Origin of the sequence: Saccharospirillum alexandrii (assembly GCF_004000275.1) — a bacterium.
Taxonomy (GTDB): Bacteria; Pseudomonadota; Gammaproteobacteria; order Pseudomonadales; family Natronospirillaceae; genus Saccharospirillum; species Saccharospirillum alexandrii.
Window position 1 is genome coordinate 427863 of the sequence record NZ_RCIP01000003.1, and the last position, 19205, is coordinate 447067.

Here is a 19205-nt window from a genome sequence, read left to right on the forward strand (position 1 = left end):
AATGCATGCTTGCCCTACTGACTCAATGGATGCCCGACTCGCTGAGCGCCCTGGCATTCTGGAGCCTGGTGTTTGTCAGCTATCTCACCTCGGCGATTACCGCCGCTCTGGGCATTGGCGGTGGGGTCACCCTGCTCGCCATCATGGCTAACCTGCTGCCCACCAGCGCCGTCATTCCAATTCATGGGGTGGTGCAGTTTGGGTCCAACATCGGGCGTTTGACGACACTGTTTCGCTTCGTCGACTGGCACCTGGTGCTGTGGTTCTCCATCGGCAGCCTGATTGGCTCGGTCGTGGGCGCTGCCGCGTCAACCCAAATGCCCGCAGCGGGCCTGCAAATCGCCATGGGCATGTTCATACTCTACACCGCCTGGCTACCGGCCATTAAATTACCCTCCGGCAAGAAGTTCATGTCGATGCTTGGCGCTCTCACCTCATTCATCAGCATGATCGTCGGCGGTGTTGCCCCACTCGTCTTCGCCGCCATAAAACCACTCTTTGCAGAAAGGACTGCCCTGGTCGGCACCCTGGCGGCCATGATCAGTGGCCAACAATTACTAAAGGTCTTGTTCTTCGGTTTTTTCGGCTTTGTGTTTACTGAGTGGTATTTGATGATCGCCCTGATGCTGGTCACCGGTTACCTCGGCACTCTGACCGGGCGAATTTTTCTGGAACGCTTTACCGCCGAGCAAGTGCAGCCGATTCTAAAAGTCGTACTGACCCTGATGGCCGCACGACTTCTGTACCTGGGTATCTTTGGTTAACGCGAGAAGACATCCGGGTTATAGAGGTTATGGCGCCCGATCCTCTGAACATCACGTTCGCCGCACAGCGCCAAAGTGACATCCAGTTCGTTCTTCAGTATTCGCAGAACATCACTTACACCGGCTTCGCCGGCCGCGCCAAGGCCGTATAAAAACGGTCGGCCAATGTAGGTGGATTTGGCCCCGAGACACAGCGCTTTCAGCATCGCTTGCCCGGTGTGGATACCACCATCTATATGTACTTCGATGTCATCACCGACCGCATCCAGAATCGCTGGCAGCATTTCAATGGTGGAGGGTGCACCATCAAGCTGGCGCCCACCGTGATTCGACACGACAATAGCGTCGGCACCGGTTTTTACCGCCAGTTTGGCGTCTTCAGGGTCCATAATGCCTTTCAGAATAATAGGCCCGCCCCAGCGCTCCTTGATCCAGGCGATGTCATCCCACGACAGTTTCGGGTCCAGCTGTTTGGCCGACCATTCCGACAATGACGTCATGTTCTCGATGCCTTTAACATGCCCAATCACATTGCCAAACCCACGCCGCTTCGTGCCCAGCATACGCATCGCCCAGCCGGGCCTTGCCATAATCTGCAACAGGCTGTTCACACTAAACGACGGCGGCGCACTGAGGCCATTGCGCACATCTTTATGGCGCTGACCCAGAATCTGCAGGTCCAGCGTCACGACCAGGGCGCTGCATCCGGCCGCTTTGGCACGGTCAATCAACCGGCCAATAAAATCCCGGTCACGCATGACATACAGCTGAAACCAGAACGGCTTGGCGGTATGTGCAGCCACATCCTCAATCGAACAAATGCTCATCGTCGACAACGTAAACGGCACACCGGCTTTCTCCGCCGCCCGGGCCGCATGAATCTCGCCATCAGCCCATTGCAAACCGGTTAACCCCGTCGGCGCCAACGCCAATGGCATCGACACCGCTTGGCCAACCATGGTGGTTTCGAGATTACGATCACTCATATCAACGGCAACGCGCTGACGAAATTTCAGCTTGTCAAAATCTGACGCATTCGCCCGGTAAGTCGATTCAGACCAGGATCCGGAATCGGCATAGTCATAAAACATACGAGGTACCCGACGACGGGCCAGACGCTGATAATCGAGAACATCACAGGGCTTTGCCATTAAACCACTTCCTTAGCAGACGCTTCACTTGCTTCCAGGGTAATCTCCGGATGCGGACTCTCAGTCGGTGTCGCCCGCTGCGCAAGAAAAGCACCCGCTATAACCACCAGAGCACCCATCAATTGCACGGCAGACAACGCCTCACCCAACAACAACCAGGCCAGCACGATGGCCGTTACCACTTCCAAATAGGCCACGCCACCTGCTACCGGCGCCGACAACCGCCGAATGGCCGCAACGCCGGTTACATACGCCAATGCCGTCGCAATCAACCCCAACCACACCACCGAGACCATCGCCGAGGTTTGCATACCAGCAATGGTGATGTCGCCCGCCAGAATCGACCAGGGCAATGCCCAGGGCTGGGCAATCAGTGACAGGGACAAAAAGGCCACAACGCCACCGATGGAAATGAGGGCGAGCGGTTCGACATCGTCCTGTGCCGCGTCAGACAGTAAGAAGAAGGAAGCCTGGCCGACGGCAGCACCCGCGGCGAGCAATAAACCGAGTGGATCGAGTACCAGACCCTCCCAAACTTCCAGCAAACCCGCCAGGCCGAGCACGGCCAGCGCAACGCCCAGAATCGCTGACCCGGCTACAGGCTGGCGGCGCACCAGGCTTACCCAGAGCAGCACAAGAACCGGTCCGAGGAACTCAATCAGCAAAGCGATGGCAACGGGAATACGGGAGACGGCGCCAAAATAAAGCGCCTGAACACCGGCAATGGGGAACACGCCATAAGCGAGCAGCAAACGCCACTGGGTGCGCAACAAACGCCGATAATGCCACGCGACCGGCAACAGAATCAGCACCATACCCAACAGCCGCAGCCAGGTCACGTGCAGCGGTGACATACCTGCCACCATCAGCGGTTTGGCAAAGGCGCCCGCCCCACCAAAAGCCAGTGCAGACAGCAGGGCAAAGCCCAGCCCGGTTAATTTCTGGCGGGCAGCGCCCGGCGCAGTTATGGCAGTGGACATGGTTCAGATTCGGGTTACAAAATGAACCCGGAGTCTACTCCGGCAGACGCCTGAATGCATCTGCACGGAGCGTTGCAAACGCCGTTATCGCCAGGCGCCCAAAATCAGCCCCATCAGCGTGAAGACAACCGTCCAGTAGCCACCATGAATCAGAATATAGCGCCAACTGCGTTGCTCAAACAGCCCGGTTACGCCAAAGGCAAACAGCAACCAGCCGAAGCCGGTTAAGAAGCCATAAAGGGCACCCGTGCCAGCGTTAATCTCGGGCGTATTCAGAAACATGGCCAGGCAATAGGCCATGATCAGCAAAAAAATAAACGACAGCCCAAAGATTTTGGGCATGTTGGCCGATTTTATTTTTTCTTCGTCCAGTCCGGCTTCACGCATCCAGACAGTGGCAAACAACAGGGGGGAATACCAGAGAGCGCCGACCGCGAAGCCGATGAGTGATGCCAGCAGAATTGCCCAGATGTTCAAGGTTGCTACGTCCATTCCGTTGTCTCCATTCTATTTTTTGTCGCAAGCCAACATCCGGGAGGCCCCTGGCTTGTTCATCGAGTATAGAACGAGCGCGTCAGACCGGGAATAAAAACGGCAGCAATTCCAGGGCACCTCCAAGAGGCAGCTAACGTTGAACATAGCGGCCGTTGCGCAGAAACGCCTTCGTACACGTCTTATTAGGCCACCTGACGCAGCTCACCCCTAGCCTGACGAATAATACTGACGCTCGATTTCAAAAAGAGCCCGGCCATCAGCGCTGCCACCACCAGATCCGGCCAGGGGCTGGCAGTGAACGCCACCAATACCGCAGCGGCGATCACCGCCACATTGCCAATCGCATCATTGCGGCTGCACAACCAGACGGACCGAACGTTGGCATCGCCATCCCGGTACCGCAACAGAATCAGAACGCTGGCCAGATTGGCCGCCAGGGCCATCACACCGATAGCGCCCATGATGCCAGCGCTGGGAACGCCCAGAATCCAAACCTGCCAGATCGTTGAGCCCAGCACCCAAACCCCCATCAGGGCCAGGCTAATGCCCTTTAACAAGGCTGCACTGGCCCGGGTTTGCAGTGACCGTCCAATCACCCACAGGCTCAGTCCATAGGTCAGTGCATCGCCCAGAAAATCCAACGCATCGGCTTTCAGCGCCTGCGAACCCGCCCAGGCGCCACCGAGAATTTCGACCACAAACATGGCCGCGTTGATGACAATAACGGCCACCAAGGCTTGCCGGTACCCTCGGGTAGTGCCATCAAAGTCATTGGTTCCACAACACTGCTGACCCATGGTGATTCCTCGCAATTGTTCAACACAGAGCCCAGTCTATTAGCTACAATCATTGTAGGTTCAAGCACTTTTTTGGGGGTGTCCAAACATGCAACATTACAGCATCGGCCAGTTGGCCAAACGACTGAACTGCGCCGTTCAGACGCTGCGGTATTACGAAAGTATAGGTCTGGTCGCGCCGCCACACCGAACCGAAGGCAACCAGCGACGCTACAGCGATGCTCACCTGAACCAGCTGCGCTTCATTCGCCATGCACGGGAACTCGGCTTCTCACTCGAGGCCATCAAATCCCTGCTGCGCCTGTCGCGCCACGCCGACGAGCCCTGCCATGAGGCCAACGCCATTGCCGAAGAGCAACTGACAGCCGTGCGTTCGAGGATTGCCCGGCTGCAGGCACTGGAGGAGGAATTATCCCGGATGGTGGGGGTTTGTGAAGGTAATACGGTGGCGCATTGCCGGGTCATTGAAGTGCTGGAAAACCATGCGTTGTGCTTGCACGACCACGACGATATGACCCCTGAAAAGCCTCTGGCGAACCACTCATAAATTGGGCGCCTAGCCCTGCTTTCTGGCCAGCGCCGCCCGACAATCCCGCTCCGCCTGTTCCAGCTCCTGCAAGGTTTTCTCGAGATCCTCCTTTTGTTGCAGCAGCGTCTCCCGATGTTCGGTCAGGGTTTTCAGATACTGCTCCAACTGCGGAACTTCATCTTCGGGGGTTTCATAGGCGGTGACCAGCTGCTGAATTTCATCCAGGCTGAAGCCCAGGCGTTTGCCACGCAATATAAGCACCAGACGAGCGCGGTCGCGCTTGTGATAGATGCGGCGCTGGCCATCGCGCTCGGGGGTTAGCAGGCCTCTGTCTTCGTAAAATCGGATAGTGCGAGTGGTCACGTCAAATTCACCGGCCAGGTCGCGGATGCTGAAGGTTTGCAATTCGGGTGTCGCTTTATTCATGAGATCAGGGTCTTCAGGTAATAAATCACAGGTCACCACTACAATACGGATACCACAAAAAATGGGGTCTGATCATCTAGTTTTGATTGGCAACCAATTAAGTGCGGGTACCGGGTGTGCTTATCCGGGGAAGTCTGAGGCATGGATGCCGAAGCCTAGGCCCCATGGACGGGTTGAGTGGGCGGCACCCCGCCCGACCCCGGAGAAGCATGCCCGGTATCCAGCACGGGCTCATGCCACAACGCCTAGCCCAGACTGTTTGCCAGAGTTTACGCACGCCTGATCACACATGGCTCGCTACAAGTTGACGTTAACGTAAACGAAAACTAGCCTCGGGATCAATAAAAATTACAGCTCATCCACAGGATCCCTCTATGACGACGACCGCGTTCAGTACGGACTCACTTCACACTATCGGTGTTCTGGGGGCCGGTACCATGGGCCATGGCATCGCCCAGGTGTTTGCCCAGAGTGGCTATACCGTTCATCTCGTCGATAACCAGCAAGCCCAACTTGAGACCGCTTTAAAAGCCGTCGACCGCAGCCTGGGCAAGTTCGTAGAGAAGGGGAAACTGACCGCCGACCAGCATTCAGCCAGCCTGGGCCGATTGCATACCCATACCGACATTGAGGTGTTTGCCGGTTGCGACCTGGTGGTCGAGGCCATTACCGAGAACGAAACGGTGAAAATCGACCTGTTTCGCAAGCTCGATGCCCTCTGCCCGGCCGAAACGCTGTTTGCCTCCAACACCAGCGCCATCTCTCTCACGCGCATGGCGGCCGCCACCTCACGGCCCGATCGTTTTATGGGTATGCACTTCATGAACCCGGTACCGCTGATGCAACTGGTGGAACTGATCCGGGCGCTGCAAACCTCAGATGCAACCTTCAATGCCATCAAATCGCTCAGCGAACGACTGGGTAAAACCCCCATCGAAGTGCGCGACGCGCCGGGCTTTGTGTCGAACCGCATTTTAATGCCGATGATCAACGAAGCCATTTTCACCTTATACGAAGGCGTCGCCGAGGCCGAGGCCATCGATTCGGTGATGACACTGGGCATGAACCACCCGATGGGCCCACTGACACTCGCCGACATGATCGGGCTCGATACCTGCCTGTTCATCATGAACGTCTTGCACGACGGTTTTAAAGACCCGAAATACCGGCCCTGCCCGCTGCTGGTTCAAATGGTCGATGCCGGCTATACCGGCCGCAAGAGTGGCCGCGGGTTCTACAGCTACGACTGACGTTGCCGCTTTCACCCAAGTTTCGGAGTTCGGTTCACTTCAGTGGCCTTGGCCCGCACCGGGTGCCGGGTAGGCCTCTGTGGGGTCGGCGTATACCCATCCATGGGGCCTACCCGGCACCCGGTGCTAGTCTACCGAGCGAACTCCGAAACTTGGGTGATAGCCTAAAAAGACACCTGCTGGGAAAACGCCTTATGAGTCACGAAAACACTGCACCATTGCGCATCATCACCGCCGCCAGCCTGTTCGATGGCCACGACGCCGCCATCAACGTAATGCGCCGTTTGATTCAGGATCGCGGCTGCGAGGTGATTCATCTCGGTCACAACCGCAGTGTTGATGACCTGATCAAAGCCGCCTTGCAGGAAGAGGCCGATGGCATTGCAATCAGCTCTTATCAGGGCGGGCATATGGAGTATTTTCGGTATCTGGTCGATCGGCTCAAAGCCAGCGGTGCAGGATACATGGCTATTATTGGTGGTGGTGGTGGGACCATTACGCCTGAAGAAATCGCTGAACTCGAAGACTACGGCGTTACCCGGATTTATCACCCGAACGACGGCATGAAACTTGGTTTGCCGGGCATGATCGACGATGCCGTGGCGCGGATTCAGGCCGCACGCGATGCCCGGCCCAACACATTACCGAAAGACGCCCACCCCGATCTGATTCAGGCGCGGGCGCTGTCGGACATCGAAGCCCGGCGCAAGACGCCGGACACTAAAAACACAGGCGCACCGACACTGGGCCTTACCGGCACCGGCGGCGCCGGAAAATCGAGCCTGACCGATGAACTGGTGCTGCGTTTTGCCACCGAATTCCCCGACAAACGCTTTGCCGTTCTGGCGATCGACCCGACCCGGCGACGCACCGGCGGTGCCTTGCTCGGCGACCGCATTCGCATCAACAGTCTGCGTTTACCCAACGTCTATTTTCGCAGCATGGCAACGCGGCGCCAGCACCTGTCGACCAGTGAAGTGTTGCAGGACGCCATTGCCGAATTGAGTCAGCAGGGCTTTGACCTGGTGTTTGTCGAAACCGCCGGTATCGGTCAGTCCGACAGCGCCATTGTCGATCTGGTCGACCTGCCCGGCTACGTGATGACACCCGATTACGGCGCCGCCAGTCAGCTGGAAAAAATCGATATGCTCGACCTGGCCGACTGGATCGTGATCAACAAATTCGATGGCAAAGGCGCGGCCGATGCACTGCGTGATGTGCGCAAGCAATGGCGTCGCAACCGCATCGATTTTGAATCCAGTGATCGTGAACTGCCCGTGTTCGCGAGCATCGCCAGCCACTTTTCCGACCCCGGCGTGAACCGGGTGTTCAATCATCTGTGCCGTCGCCTCAGCGAGACAACCGGCACGGAATGGCAGGCCGAATTGCCCGAGGGTGACCCGGAAGCCCATGTCCTGATTCCCGGTGCGCAGCAACGTTACCTCGCGGAAATTGCCGAACAGGGGCGAGCACTGCGTGAGCAACTGCAGAACCAGGCCGACTGCGCACGCACGGTTCAGCACCTGTATGAAAGCCTGCGCCTGCTCGGCCTTGATGAGATTACCCCGCTGACGGAAGTAACCAGCGAAGGTCTCGACCCCGCGCAGCAAGCACTGGCCGAACGGCACAATTCAGCACTGCAACAACTGCTGCCGGAATGCCGCCGGGCGCTGCTCGACTGGGATGCGTTGATGGATTCGGTACGCGCCGATACCTTTGAGTATCAGGTACGCGGCAAAGCCATTACCGGCGACAATTATCGCGACACCCTGAGTGGCAACCGAATACCAAAAGTCAGCGCCAACACCAGCCAGGACTGGGGCGAGCGCCTCTGGTTCAGCGGCCAGGAAAACCTGCCCGGCCACTTCCCCTACACCGCCGGGGTTTACCCCTACCGGCGCAGCGGCGAAGACCCGACACGGATGTTCGCCGGTGAAGGCCCGCCGGAACGCACCAATCGTCGCTTCCACTATTTGTCGCTTGGCCAGCCCGCCGCACGCCTGTCGACCGCGTTCGACTCGGTCACCCTTTACGGTGAAGACCCGGCCGAGCGACCGGATATTTACGGCAAGGTCGGCAACAGCGGGGTTTCGATCGCCACGCTGGACGATATGAAAAAACTCTACTCGGGATTTGACTTATGCGCCCCGACAACCTCGGTCTCGATGACCATCAATGGCCCGGCGCCGATCATACTGGCGATGTTTCTGAACACCGCCATTGATCAGCAAGTTGAAAAACACCTGCGCAACAACGGCGAATGGGAACAGGCAAAAGAGCGCATCAAAAACATTCTCGGCGATGCCCCAGTCAGCTACCAGGGGGAACTGCCGGAAGGCCATTCCGGTTTAGGTCTGGGGTTGCTCGGCGTCACCGGCGACCAACTGGTCGATGCCGAAACCTACCAGCGCATTGCCGCCAAAACCCTAACCCAGGTACGCGGCACGGTGCAGGCGGATATTTTAAAAGAAGACCAGGCACAAAATACCTGCATCTTTTCAACGGAATTCGCCCTGCATTTAATGGGCGATGTTCAGGCCTGGTTTATCGAACGGGACGTGCGCAATTTCTACAGCGTCAGTGTCAGCGGCTATCACATTGCCGAAGCCGGGGCGAACCCGATCACTCAGCTCGCCTTTACCCTGGCCAATGGCTTTACCCTGGTCGAATATTACCGCGCGCGCGGCATGGACATTAACGCCTTCGCACCTAACCTGAGTTTCTTTTTCAGCAACGGCATGGACCCGGAATACGCCGTCATCGGCCGGGTCGCACGACGCATCTGGGCACGGGCCATGAAGCACCGCTATGGCGCCGATGCCCGCTCGCAAATGCTGAAATACCACATTCAAACCTCAGGCCGTTCACTGCACGCCCAGGAAATTCAGTTCAATGACATTCGCACCACCCTGCAGGCACTCTATGCCTTGTTCGACAACTGCAACAGCCTGCACACCAACGCGTTCGACGAGGCCATCACCACCCCAACGGAAGACAGCGTGCGCCGCGCGGTGGCGATTCAGCTCATCATCAATAAGGAACTCGGCCTGAACCAGAATGAAAACCCGATGCAGGGCGCCTTTACCCTGGAGTACCTGACCGACCTGGTCGAGGCGGCCGTCTACGAGGAATTCGAGCGGCTGAGTGAACGCGGCGGCGTACTCGGCGCCATGGATACAATGTACCAGCGCAGCAAGATTCAGGATGAATCGATGCTGTATGAACACAAAAAGCACAGCGGTGAACTGCCGATCATTGGCGTGAACACCTTCTTGTCGAAAAAAGACAAAGAGGCAGAAGCCCCCATTGAGCTAATGCGTTCAACCGATACGGAAAAACAGCAACAGATCGAACAGGTCGCCCGCTTCCAGCACCAGCACAAAGCCCAGGTAGTCGACGCACTCGCCACCCTGGCCGACGACGCCCGGGCTCGGCGCAATTTGTTTGCGACGCTGATGGACACGGTAAAAGTCGCCAGCCTCGGGCAGATTAGCCACGCGCTGTATCAGGTGGGCGGGGAATATCGTAGAAATATGTAGTAACAGATCGAGCCCCCTGCGAGTAACTACTCAAGTTTCGGCTTTTGCCACAGAGACTAGCAGCGGGTGCCGGGTATGCCCCTGTGGGGTAGTCCGCAACATGGATGTTGCGGCCTAGGCTCCATGGATGGATTGAGTGGGCGGCACCCCGCCCGACCCCACAGGGGCATACCCGGTAACCGATGCGGACCCCTGACGCCAAAGCAAACCCAAACGCCGAAACTCGTGACGCTACCCCCGATTCAACCCGCGCTCTGCCGAGTAAACCACTACCCGGTTGCGACCCTCCTCCTTGGCCTGGTACAAGGCATCGTCGGCGAATTCCGTCAGTTCTTTCAGGCTATGGTTCTCTGATGGTTTCAGTGTGCATACTCCGGCGCTGATGGTGACTACTTGGGCGACGTTGGAATACTCGTGCTGCAACGCCAGCGCCTCTATTCTGCGCCGACAGGTTTCGGCAACCTCGGCCGGGTTTTCGGTATCGGGCAAGATCAGTGCGAACTCCTCGCCACCGTACCGGGCCACCAGATCCAGCGGCCGGGTTGCCACCTGGCGCAGGGCTTTGGCCACTTGCTCCAGCGCTGTATCCCCCTCGGGATGGCCGTACTCATCGTTGTAGGGCTTGAAATTATCGATATCGAGCATGACCAGTGACAAGGCACTGTGTTGTCGAGCCGCCAGCGCCCATTGCTGCTCCAGATGCTGGTCGAAGTGCCGGCGATTGGCAAGCCCGGTCAGACTGTCGGTCAGCGAAATGCGTTCCAGCTCGGATTTAGCTGCGTTCAGATCCCGGGTCTGGCGCTGGGTTACGAACACATAAATCACCAGTAACACCACCACCACCGTGCCCGAGCCAAACACCAGCCAGGGTACATAGCTGCGTCGCTCGGAATACAGTGACGCGGCAGGAGTCACCTCGAAATGCCATTGCCGGCCCGCCACATCGGGCAGATCGTGAACCACGGTTCGGGACGTCAGCCAGCGCTCGGACGGATGTGGCTGCGTGTTGAACAAAACGTCTTGCGCGCCCCGGGTTCGATCAACCACCTGCAACTGCATCTGCTGATTGAGGCGGTTACCGACCGACTGATTGACCAGTTCGCCAACCCGAAAAACCCCATTCACAAACACCACGCGCGGCTCGTCACCGATGGCCTCACGCTCGTTTACCGGCGGCAAAAATTGCGGAGTAAACACCAGAAACCCGCGCTGATTGTCAGGCTCCTGCACCAGGGTAATACCCGCAGTCGCCACCATTTTGCCACTTTCCATCGACTGCAGCAGCGCCGCCAGACGGCGGGGCTCACTGGCCAGATCAAAGCCGAGAGCCGCCTGGTTCGATTCGATCGGCTCGATCATCTGCACCGGCACATATTGTGGCCGCATTAACACCGGCACCACCTCGCCACTGGCATTGCGTTCGGTAACCCGGTAGCCCGGGTACCAGTCATTCATGCGGGATTCGAAAGCGGCTAGCGTCTCGGGGGTCACAATCTGCGCCCAGGCAAAGGCCTGAATGGCCGGCGACCGGGCCAGAACGTCTTCTGTCAGCTGATCAAAGCGGTCTGGCGTCATGGTCTCGACCAGCGACACCGAAGCATTGAGCGCAAACAGAATTTCCAGATTCAGCACCACCTCTCGCTCGAACGACAACGCCTGTTGCGCCACTTCCGCTGCAAAGGATTGATGAATCGCGTTGGTCTCAGCCTGGTACAAAAACCGGGCCAGTGCCGTAAACAAAGTAATGCTCAGGGCCGCCAGAATCAGTGTCACGATTCGGATGACCGGTGATGCTTTGGCGGTGGATGCCACTTCTGTGAAGGGCCGTACTGGCTGCACAGGCAATCCTCGGCGTGGGTATAGTAATGACACTAGCCAAATTCAGGGCCAGCGCCATCAATTCAGGGGTAAAGTGTCATGACATTCGGTTCAGAGGCCTTATCTGTCGGATGCTGCAACGCCAGCACCGCGTCGTTCAATGCCACCAGGGCGGCCTGGTCGGGCGCCGTCGTTTCTGCACTGGCAGCGAACAGATAAGCCTCTACCTGCGTCAGTGTGGCTTGCTCTGGCTCTTCGAGCCGGGTGCGCAATTGTCCCGGCGTTCGCTCCGGCTGTCTTCTGAGCCAGCGCAGCAATGCGGTATGGTAGGCACCCACGTCGCCATCGCGGGCCGCTCTGGTCATCTCATCCCGGGCTGGGGCCGGCGGTGTGGTTACGTCGCGCCCGCTACTGAGCGTGGTCTGCTGCAGCCGACGTTTCAAGTAACGATGGCTGGCCCAAAACACCAGGGCCGTGGCCAGCCAGCCTATGCCCAGGCTGGCACTGACCCAGGGCCAGACGCCGCTCAGACGATCTGCTGCAGGCTCCGCATCCTGAGCTTCCGCCGATTCGCCCGAACCGGACCCGGGTTGCCGCGCGGGGTCGGCCAGCCGGTCCATAGCTTCACTGCTGATCCCCTCTATACGAACGGTGCGCGCCGGCAGTTCAGCGTACTGCAGTTCATCGGTATTGGTGTTCCACCAGGGCACGCGCACGGCCGGCAAGTCGTAGCGGCCGGGTTGTGCAAACACCAAGGCCGCCTGATCGGTTCGCTGCTGCTGACCGCCAGGCTGGCTGAACTCGGGGCTGTTCCGGTAGAGCCGAAAATCGTCTTCCGCCAACGTCGCCAGTGGGTCGGGCAACTGGGTAGCAGGCTGGCCTTCAATGCGAGTACGGATCTGCCAGTCGAGATGCTCACCCACCTCGGCTTGCACACTGGCACCCAGGTTATCGCTCAGGGTGACCGCCTCGGCGGGCAGCCAGACGGCATCGGCCGGGTAGGAGGCCGGTATGGGCTTAACCTCAACATCAAAGCCCGGGTGAATGCGGTGCATGCGCAATTGCTGGCCGTAGTTGCTGCTTTCGTACTGCCCGACAAAGCGAATTTCGGGAATGGACAGCGTACCGTCCCGCTCCGGCGTCAGGCGGTAAACCAATTGGTAGCGCCGATAGGGCTGGCCGCCGTGGCGCGTCTGGGTATTGTCTTCGTTCAGTTTCTCGGCATCGAAGGCGCTGAGATCCAATTGGTCGAAATTGCCCTGTAAGCGCACCTGGTAATCAAGATTGATGGTCAGGGTGGTGCTCTGCCCTATGTAGAGACGCTCATCGTCGATCACGGCCGACAGGATTACGGCTTCCTCAGGCAAGCCTTCCTGACGATCGGCCGGGTCCATCACGGTCACCATGATCGGGCTCGACTGGTCGCCGCCCAACGTGAAATTGGGAATCGCCAAGGTGCCGATTTCGCGCGGTTGCAACTGCAGCCGCCATTCCCGCCAGCGCTCCTGGCCCTGGGCGGTCGAGTACCGGCTCTGAGTGGTTTGCGATTGGCCGACCACCTCAAACAGAGTGGTCAGCGCCGTCAGGTCCAGTGGCTCATTAGCGGCGGGGAAATCGGCGCGAATGGTCAGCGTCAGCAGTTCATCCTGATACAACCGCGTGCGATCCACATCGGCCGTCACCGCCGCCATAGCGACGGCGCTGACCAGCCACAGAGCCACCAGCAAACCGGCGGCCAAGCAGCGACGGCCGGCTCTCCGGGCATAGGCCGACAACGACATCAGGCAGTCGCGCGCGGTGTTCACCATAACGAATCAGGCTCCTCGTCCGTTGGGGCTTGTTGAAACTGGTACTGGAATTTTCGCTGCAACACCTGGCCCTGAACGGCGGGTACCCGGTTGAGCAATTGCTCCACGGCCTGGTCACGGCGCCGGGTTTCCAGGTCGGCTTCCGGTTCTGCCTGGCGAGCCTCTTCTGGCTCGCCAGGCTCTTCATCGCTACCGGCGTCACTTTGATCCTGCCCGGTAGTCTCCTCTTCCTGCGGTTGAGGCTCATCCTGGTTGCGCGGCTGCTGCGGTGACTGTTGAGCGGGGTCTTGCGACTCGCCCGATGGTGAGTCTGAATCGCCGTTCTGTTGGTCTTCGCTCTGCGAGTCCTGTTGTTGCTGATCCTGCTGCTGTTGTTGTTGCTGTTGCTGTTGCTCCAGTGCTTCGGCCACCCGGTCTCTGTTGTGGCGAGCGGCGGCCAGATCGGCTCTGGCCAGGGCTTTATCGTAGGCATCAATGGCCTCCTGCAAGCGCCCCTGATGCGCCAGGGCATTGCCCCGGTTGTAGTGAGCCGAGGCGGTATCCTGCTGTTGCCAGAGTTCTTCGGCCTGTTCGTAATCGCCCTGTTCAAACGCCAGTTGTGCGGCCAGGTCGGGGCGTTCGGTCAGCGCCATACTTCGGTCTGCCTCGCCCTCCTGATACGCCTGAAAAGCGCGCTGTTCCCGGTTTTTTAGCAGCGGGTCGGCCCAACCGGCGGCCTCGGCGGGCATGGGCTGCCACAGCAGGCCCAGCGGCAACGCGTATACCAGGCCACGCCGGTACCAGGGCAACAACAGGAACAGCACCGGCAATAACAACCAAAACCCCCATTCTCGCACCTGGCGTTCACTGGAGGCCTCACCCTGTTCGATACTGAGATCAAGATTGGCCACCGGCTGCTCCATAGGTAACAGCGTCGCGTTCAACTGTCCGGCGACGTCCCTAAACCCGGCGCGGTCCAGCGTCGGCATCACCATGCGACTGCCATCCTGCAGATAGCCACTGCCATCCGGCAAGGGAATGGGGCCGCCCGACTCGGTGCCCATCGGCATCAGCCAGAGGCGTTCCACCGGAGGGCGGGCCGCCAGAAGCGCCTCAATTCGTCCGGGGCTGGCATCATCGGTAATCCAAAGCAGTTGGCTGCGACCCTGAAACGATTCAAGTCGCTCACTCACCTGCTCAAACGCCAACTCCGGCCGGTTGCCGAACTGCGGCATGATGTAGGGCGACATCTGCTCCAGCTGCAACGCCAGGGTTTCGATATCCCGGGTAAGCGGCACCAGCCAGTGCGCCGAGCCCGAATACACTAATACGGCCGTGCGTTCAAACACGCCCGACGAGGCCCAATCTTGCACCAGGCGCTCGGCCCTGACGGCGCGGGACGGTGGCGTATCCTCCACCGTCATCGACAGGGTGGCATCGAGCACCACAATCAGGTTGCCTGCCGTGAGCGTCGTGCCGCCGGTCAGTGGTCTCGCCGGCCCTGCTGCGGCGACAATCACCAGAACACCGGCCAGCAGCAAGGCACCTTGCGACAGAGACTGCCGCCGGGCACCGCCCTGGTAATTCAGGCGACGCAGCAGACGTTCATCCATCAGCCGGTGCCAGGCACCCTGTCGCTGCTGTCGCCGCCAGCGCCAAATAGCCCAGGCCAGCCAGGGCAGTAACGCCAGCAATATCAATGGACGCGTCCAGATCATGACGGTGCCCTCCGGCGCCGGCGCGGCAGCCGGGCATGCTGACCGGTGACGATCACCAGCACGGCCGCCAGGGCCGGTACCCAGAACCATTCGGCGGCCAGTCGTTGCGCCTGCCCGGTCCGGGGGCTGGGCTCCAGAGCGTCGATTCGGTCGTACACCCGAGCCAGCTCGTCGGTGTTTTCGGCGGCAAAGAGTTCGCCACCGGTCTCCCGGGCAACGCGACCCAGGGTCTCCACATCGACCCCGGCGCCGCGCATGATGCCGAAGAAATCGCCACTGCGCTGTTGCCCGAAGGCAATGGTGTGCACCCGAATGCCACTGTCGCGCGCGGCCCCAGCGGCGGCCATGGGCTCGAGTTCACCGGCGTTATTCTCGCCATCTGACAGCAGCAGGATCACCGGGTCGGTGACCGGCTGATCGCGCAGCTGCTTAACCGCCAGGCCCAGGGCATCACCAATGGCGGTGCTGTCGCCCGCCATGCCAGGCAGAATGTCAAACAACAGGTCGCGCACGGCTTCGACATCCGGTGTCAACGGAGCCTGGGTATCGGCAAATTCACCAAACACCACCAGGCCAAGCGCATCGCCCTGGCGTTCGCGGACAAAATCGCCGACCACCTGCTGTACCGCCTGGAACCGGCGCACCCGCCGGCCATCCCATTCCATATCCGGTTCTTCCATGCTGCGCGAAACGTCCACCACCAGCATGATGGCCCGGGCCGGTTGTTCGGGTTCAACCCAGGGGCCCAGCGTCTGGGGGCGTGCGAGGGCCAGCAACAACAAGGCCCAGGCCAGCCACAGCCAGCGGCTGTGCACGGCCGAAGGCCCGCCACTCGAGGTTCCGCCCGCCGACCAGCGCGCCAGCACCGGGTGATCGAGCCGGTCACCCGCGTCCACCGCTTTTACCCAACGTGCGATCATCCAGGGCACCGGCATCAGCGCGAGCATCCACCACCAGGCCAGCGTCATCGGCACCACCGTTTGATCAGGGTGCGCGGTTCACGCCAGTCGATCTCGACCCGGGCATCGGGGCGATAGTGAGCATTTACCCAGGCGGGCACCTCGGCTCGGTTCAGGGTGCTGCGCACGAGTTGGGCAAAGGCAGGGGCCGACTCGGTCTTGAGCGCGGGTGTGCGTTGCGCAGCCGCGTTGCGCAGCAGTATGTGTAACTGCTGCAACTGGCGCTCGGCATCCGGCTCCTGTTGCAGGGTTTTCAGTGCCAGCAGGCAGCGACGCCGCATTCGGCCCCGACGCCACAGCCAGACGCCGGCAACCACCGCGGCCAGCACCAGAATGAGGCTCAGCCAATACACCGGTGCCGGAGGCCAGAACCCCGGGGCGGCAGGCGCGGTATTGCCTTCAAGTTCGGCCAGCAAGGATGCCAGCGCCGGGTCAGCCGCATTCAACTGTGGATTGGCCAACGGTTCACCTCCCCCCAGTCGAAATCGTGAACGAAATGGCTGATCAGCCTGGCCTGGTGTGCCGGCGCCCAGCGTTGCCAGGCCCGTTGACGGTGTTCAAAGGCCCGGTGGTGGGCACTGCGCACCGAGGCCGAGCCGGTATCGAGCTGGACGCTTTTATCGCGCGCGCGGCCCTGCAAGACCCCGACGTCGGGCAAGTCGGATTCGAGCCGGTCGATCGGTTGTAGGATCAGAGTGCGGTTTATGCGCGCTTGCGGCAGGCAGGTAGCCAGGGCATCGGGCTGCCAGTGCGACAGGTCGGAAACCAGCCACAGGGTCGGGTTCTGGTACAGCAGCGACGCAATGTCGCTCGGTGTCGGTGGTACGGTGCCCTCGCGATACTGTCCGGCCAGTTGGGCATGGGCGTCGACCAGGCGCTGGCAGAACTGAGCAACATCGCTGGAGCGGCGCAGTATCATCGGGCGGGCATCGCCGACGCCGGTAATCACGGCCCGCGTCGGGTGGCGCAGCGCCAGCAGGCGCCAAGCGAGAAAGGCGGCCCAGTGACAGGCCAGTACGGATTTCAGGGCTCGCTCGCTGCCAAAATACAAACTGTCGGACAGGTCGACCCAGATCAGTTGCGCGGCCTGCCGGTCTTCTTCCATCACTTGAACATAGGGCGCCTGCTTGCGAGCGGTGACGTGCCAGTCGATGCGGCGTACGTCGTCACCGGGCTGATAGAGGCGCATCTCAACAAACTCTCGACCCTGCCCTCGGTATGGAGAACGTTGCTCGCCCGCACCCAGTCCCAGGGCCCGGCGCACCGGCACCCGGCCGAGATCCGCTGCGACAAAGCGCAGGGCCAGCAGCTCGTCTCGTTCTACTTCGGTACCCTCAACAACAAAGGGTGTCGCCATGCCCGCTGTGCTCATATCACCCGACGGCCACCCGCTCCAGCAAATGGTTGACCACACTGACACCACTCCAGCCCTGGGCCTGGCCAGACAGCGACAACACCAGCCGATGCGCCAGTACACGAACGGCAACCTGTTGCACGTGTTCGGGGGTGACGAAATCCTGCCCCTCTAGCCAGGCCAGCGCCCGGGCACAGCGGTCGAGTGCGATGGTGCCCCGCGGCGAGGCTCCGAACTCAATCACCCCGGCCAGTTCGGCACTGTAGCGTTCGGGGGAGCGCGTAGCATCGACCAAATGCACCAGGTAATCGGTCACGGCATCGGCCATATACACATCGTTCAGCGCCCGGCGAGCGGCAAGCACGTCATCGGGCGAGACCTGGGGCAGCGCCCGGGTTTGGAGGGCTTCCTCTTCCCGCGCCAGCTTTAAGATGGCGTGTTCAATGCCGACATCGGGATAATCGAGCGACACTTTCAACAGAAACCGGTCGAGCTGGGCTTCGGGCAGGGGGTAAGTGCCCTCGTGCTCCACCGGGTTTTGCGTGGCCATCACCAGAAACGGCGAGGCCAGCGGGTAGGTGGTGCCGGCAACCGAGACCTGGCGCTCTGACATGGCCTCCAACAAGGCCGACTGCACCTTGGCCGGTGCCCGGTTGATTTCATCGGCCAGCACCAGATTGGCAAACACCGGACCGGGCTGAAATTCAAAACGATGCTCATCGGCCCGGTAAATCTCGGCCCCGGTAATATCAGAAGGCATCAGATCGGGCGTGAACTGCACCCGGCTAAAGGCGCCGTGCACCCCTTCCGCCAGGGCTTTAATGGCGGTGGTCTTGGCCAGGCCCGGTGCGCCTTCCACCAGCAAATGCCCGTCTGCGAGCAGCGCCAACAGCAGCGATTCGACCAGTTCCGGCTGCCCCAGAATCCGGTGTTGGAGGGCGTCTTTCAATTCGAGCAGAGGGTGTTGCGTTGCCATTGGCGAGCCTGTTTCATTCATGGAGTTGAATCGATCAGTGAACGCCGGTCCCGCAGACCGACCCGTCGATTCTAGAGCGCTGTCAGGCCGGGTCAACGGCACCGGCAAAAGGAGGCGGAGGGTTTACACTGGCTTGACCATGCTGGTTGGGCGCGTGGCCATGCCGGGGGGTAGCCTGCACTAACCCCGCACCCAATTGAAAAATGGCCAAATCGAAATGGCGACCACTACTGCCAGCCCAATCCACACCAGAATCAGAGTTGCAGGCTCCTCGCGCCACCGATCTTTCCAACTTGAGGCCCGCCCCTCTTCACGGGCTCGCTGTATGGCTTCCCGTTGCTCGGTCTGACGCTGCTGCTGATAACGATCAATACACTCGCGTGCGGCGACATAATCATCATCCTGAACCAGCCAGATGGCCGCCACCGAAATATGCCAGCGACCTGCGCTGGTTTCATAAAACTCAAAGCCCTCAGTCGACAACAGCGCTCGAACCTCATCGGCCTCTTGCTCACTGACGCCATTTAACCGGAATACCAAAACGGCCACGCCGCTCTCCTTTAAATTTCAAATGCGATACCTAGCCTATTGGCGTAAGCAACCCGCCGACCAAACCGCTGAAGCTTGCGGCTCTAAGCGGTTTGGTCGTATGGTTGCTATCC

At 59.9% G+C, this 19205-nt stretch carries 17 protein-coding genes; 4 read left to right on the forward strand and 13 right to left on the reverse strand.

The genetic code is table 11. The features are described 5' to 3' along the window. Window positions 1–5 precede the first annotated feature (5 nt). The gene (locus EP166_RS15575; RefSeq protein ID WP_127558718.1) at window positions 6–764 is read left to right on the forward strand and encodes a sulfite exporter TauE/SafE family protein; all 759 of its coding nucleotides are present in this window, start codon (window positions 6–8) and stop codon (window positions 762–764) included. Here the strand turns inward: EP166_RS15575 and EP166_RS15580 are convergent. The 4 genes from EP166_RS15580 to EP166_RS15595 form a co-directional block, all read right to left on the reverse strand. Continuing rightward, window positions 761–1915 (reverse strand): alpha-hydroxy acid oxidase, encoded by a 1155-nt coding sequence (locus EP166_RS15580; RefSeq protein WP_127558720.1) that lies wholly within the window; start codon window positions 1913–1915, stop codon window positions 761–763. The two genes, EP166_RS15575 and EP166_RS15580, sit on opposite strands and share 4 nt — an antisense overlap. Further along, window positions 1915–2895, reverse strand: a complete 981-nt coding sequence (locus EP166_RS15585) for an EamA family transporter (RefSeq protein ID WP_127558722.1) — start codon at window positions 2893–2895, stop codon at window positions 1915–1917. Before EP166_RS15585 ends, EP166_RS15580 begins: the two co-directional genes overlap by 1 nt. Window positions 2896–2979: 84 nt before the next feature. Further along, a complete protein-coding gene (locus EP166_RS15590; protein WP_127558724.1) occupies window positions 2980–3387 on the reverse strand; it encodes a DUF1761 domain-containing protein in 408 nt (135 codons plus the stop codon). A gap of 185 nt (window positions 3388–3572) precedes the next feature. Next, window positions 3573–4187, reverse strand: a complete 615-nt coding sequence (locus EP166_RS15595; RefSeq protein ID WP_127558726.1) for a cation efflux transmembrane domain-containing protein — start codon at window positions 4185–4187, stop codon at window positions 3573–3575. Between the two features lie 88 nt (window positions 4188–4275). Between EP166_RS15595 and EP166_RS15600 the strand changes: the two genes are divergently transcribed. Further along, complete coding sequence (locus EP166_RS15600; protein ID WP_127558728.1) at window positions 4276–4734, forward strand: MerR family transcriptional regulator; 459 nt, start codon at window positions 4276–4278, stop codon at window positions 4732–4734. Between the two features lie 9 nt (window positions 4735–4743). Here EP166_RS15600 and EP166_RS15605 read toward each other — a convergent pair whose 3' ends face one another. Beyond that, complete coding sequence (locus EP166_RS15605) at window positions 4744–5142, reverse strand: MerR family transcriptional regulator (protein ID WP_127558730.1); 399 nt, start codon at window positions 5140–5142, stop codon at window positions 4744–4746. 374 nt (window positions 5143–5516) lie between these two features. Here EP166_RS15605 and EP166_RS15610 point away from each other — a divergent pair, with 374 nt between their 5' ends. Next, window positions 5517–6392 (forward strand): 3-hydroxybutyryl-CoA dehydrogenase, encoded by an 876-nt coding sequence (locus EP166_RS15610; RefSeq protein ID WP_127558732.1) that lies wholly within the window; start codon window positions 5517–5519, stop codon window positions 6390–6392. 194 nt (window positions 6393–6586) lie between these two features. Next, the gene (locus EP166_RS15615) at window positions 6587–9931 is read left to right on the forward strand and encodes a methylmalonyl-CoA mutase family protein (protein WP_127558734.1); all 3345 of its coding nucleotides are present in this window, start codon (window positions 6587–6589) and stop codon (window positions 9929–9931) included. Window positions 9932–10162: 231 nt separating this feature from the next. Here the strand turns inward: EP166_RS15615 and EP166_RS15620 are convergent, their stop codons facing one another. The 8 genes from EP166_RS15620 to EP166_RS15655 all read right to left on the reverse strand — a co-directional run bounded on the left by EP166_RS15620 (window position 10163) and on the right by EP166_RS15655 (window position 19092). Then, window positions 10163–11770 (reverse strand): diguanylate cyclase domain-containing protein, encoded by a 1608-nt coding sequence (locus tag EP166_RS15620; RefSeq protein ID WP_127558736.1) that lies wholly within the window; start codon window positions 11768–11770, stop codon window positions 10163–10165. Between the two features lie 62 nt (window positions 11771–11832). Continuing rightward, window positions 11833–13557: a BatD family protein gene (locus EP166_RS15625; RefSeq protein WP_127558738.1), complete on the reverse strand. Its 1725-nt coding sequence runs from the start codon at window positions 13555–13557 to the stop codon at window positions 11833–11835. Beyond that, window positions 13551–15254 (reverse strand): VWA domain-containing protein, encoded by a 1704-nt coding sequence (locus EP166_RS15630; protein WP_164743969.1) that lies wholly within the window; start codon window positions 15252–15254, stop codon window positions 13551–13553. The genes EP166_RS15625 and EP166_RS15630 overlap by 7 nt, the downstream gene beginning before the upstream one ends. Then, window positions 15251–16222 carry a VWA domain-containing protein gene (locus EP166_RS15635; RefSeq protein ID WP_127558743.1) on the reverse strand — a complete coding sequence of 324 codons (972 nt, stop codon included), beginning with the start codon at window positions 16220–16222 and terminating at the stop codon, window positions 15251–15253. The genes EP166_RS15630 and EP166_RS15635 overlap by 4 nt, the downstream gene beginning before the upstream one ends. Beyond that, window positions 16219–16674 carry a DUF4381 domain-containing protein gene (locus EP166_RS15640; protein ID WP_164743970.1) on the reverse strand — a complete coding sequence of 152 codons (456 nt, stop codon included), beginning with the start codon at window positions 16672–16674 and terminating at the stop codon, window positions 16219–16221. The genes EP166_RS15635 and EP166_RS15640 overlap by 4 nt, the downstream gene beginning before the upstream one ends. Further along, window positions 16656–17570, reverse strand: a complete 915-nt coding sequence (locus EP166_RS15645) for a DUF58 domain-containing protein (RefSeq protein WP_164743971.1) — start codon at window positions 17568–17570, stop codon at window positions 16656–16658. Before EP166_RS15645 ends, EP166_RS15640 begins: the two co-directional genes overlap by 19 nt. A gap of 16 nt (window positions 17571–17586) precedes the next feature. Next, the gene (locus EP166_RS15650) at window positions 17587–18564 is read right to left on the reverse strand and encodes an AAA family ATPase (RefSeq protein ID WP_246026315.1); all 978 of its coding nucleotides are present in this window, start codon (window positions 18562–18564) and stop codon (window positions 17587–17589) included. A gap of 159 nt (window positions 18565–18723) precedes the next feature. Then, complete coding sequence (locus tag EP166_RS15655) at window positions 18724–19092, reverse strand: DUF6164 family protein (RefSeq protein ID WP_127558749.1); 369 nt, start codon at window positions 19090–19092, stop codon at window positions 18724–18726. Window positions 19093–19205 lie beyond the last annotated feature (113 nt).

Coding starts and splice junctions, on each gene's coding strand:
- EP166_RS15575 (WP_127558718.1), top strand. CDS start 6: ATGCTTGCCCTACTGACTCAATGGATGCCCGACTCGCTGAGCGCCCTG.
- EP166_RS15580 (WP_127558720.1), bottom strand. CDS start 1,915: ATGGCAAAGCCCTGTGATGTTCTCGATTATCAGCGTCTGGCCCGTCGT.
- EP166_RS15585 (WP_127558722.1), bottom strand. CDS start 2,895: ATGTCCACTGCCATAACTGCGCCGGGCGCTGCCCGCCAGAAATTAACC.
- EP166_RS15590 (WP_127558724.1), bottom strand. CDS start 3,387: ATGGACGTAGCAACCTTGAACATCTGGGCAATTCTGCTGGCATCACTC.
- EP166_RS15595 (WP_127558726.1), bottom strand. CDS start 4,187: ATGGGTCAGCAGTGTTGTGGAACCAATGACTTTGATGGCACTACCCGA.
- EP166_RS15600 (WP_127558728.1), top strand. CDS start 4,276: ATGCAACATTACAGCATCGGCCAGTTGGCCAAACGACTGAACTGCGCC.
- EP166_RS15605 (WP_127558730.1), bottom strand. CDS start 5,142: ATGAATAAAGCGACACCCGAATTGCAAACCTTCAGCATCCGCGACCTG.
- EP166_RS15610 (WP_127558732.1), top strand. CDS start 5,517: ATGACGACGACCGCGTTCAGTACGGACTCACTTCACACTATCGGTGTT.
- EP166_RS15615 (WP_127558734.1), top strand. CDS start 6,587: ATGAGTCACGAAAACACTGCACCATTGCGCATCATCACCGCCGCCAGC.
- EP166_RS15625 (WP_127558738.1), bottom strand. CDS start 13,557: ATGGTGAACACCGCGCGCGACTGCCTGATGTCGTTGTCGGCCTATGCC.
- EP166_RS15630 (WP_164743969.1), bottom strand. CDS start 15,254: ATGATCTGGACGCGTCCATTGATATTGCTGGCGTTACTGCCCTGGCTG.
- EP166_RS15635 (WP_127558743.1), bottom strand. CDS start 16,222: ATGACGCTGGCCTGGTGGTGGATGCTCGCGCTGATGCCGGTGCCCTGG.
- EP166_RS15645 (WP_164743971.1), bottom strand. CDS start 17,570: ATGGCGACACCCTTTGTTGTTGAGGGTACCGAAGTAGAACGAGACGAG.
- EP166_RS15650 (WP_246026315.1), bottom strand. CDS start 18,564: ATGAATGAAACAGGCTCGCCAATGGCAACGCAACACCCTCTGCTCGAA.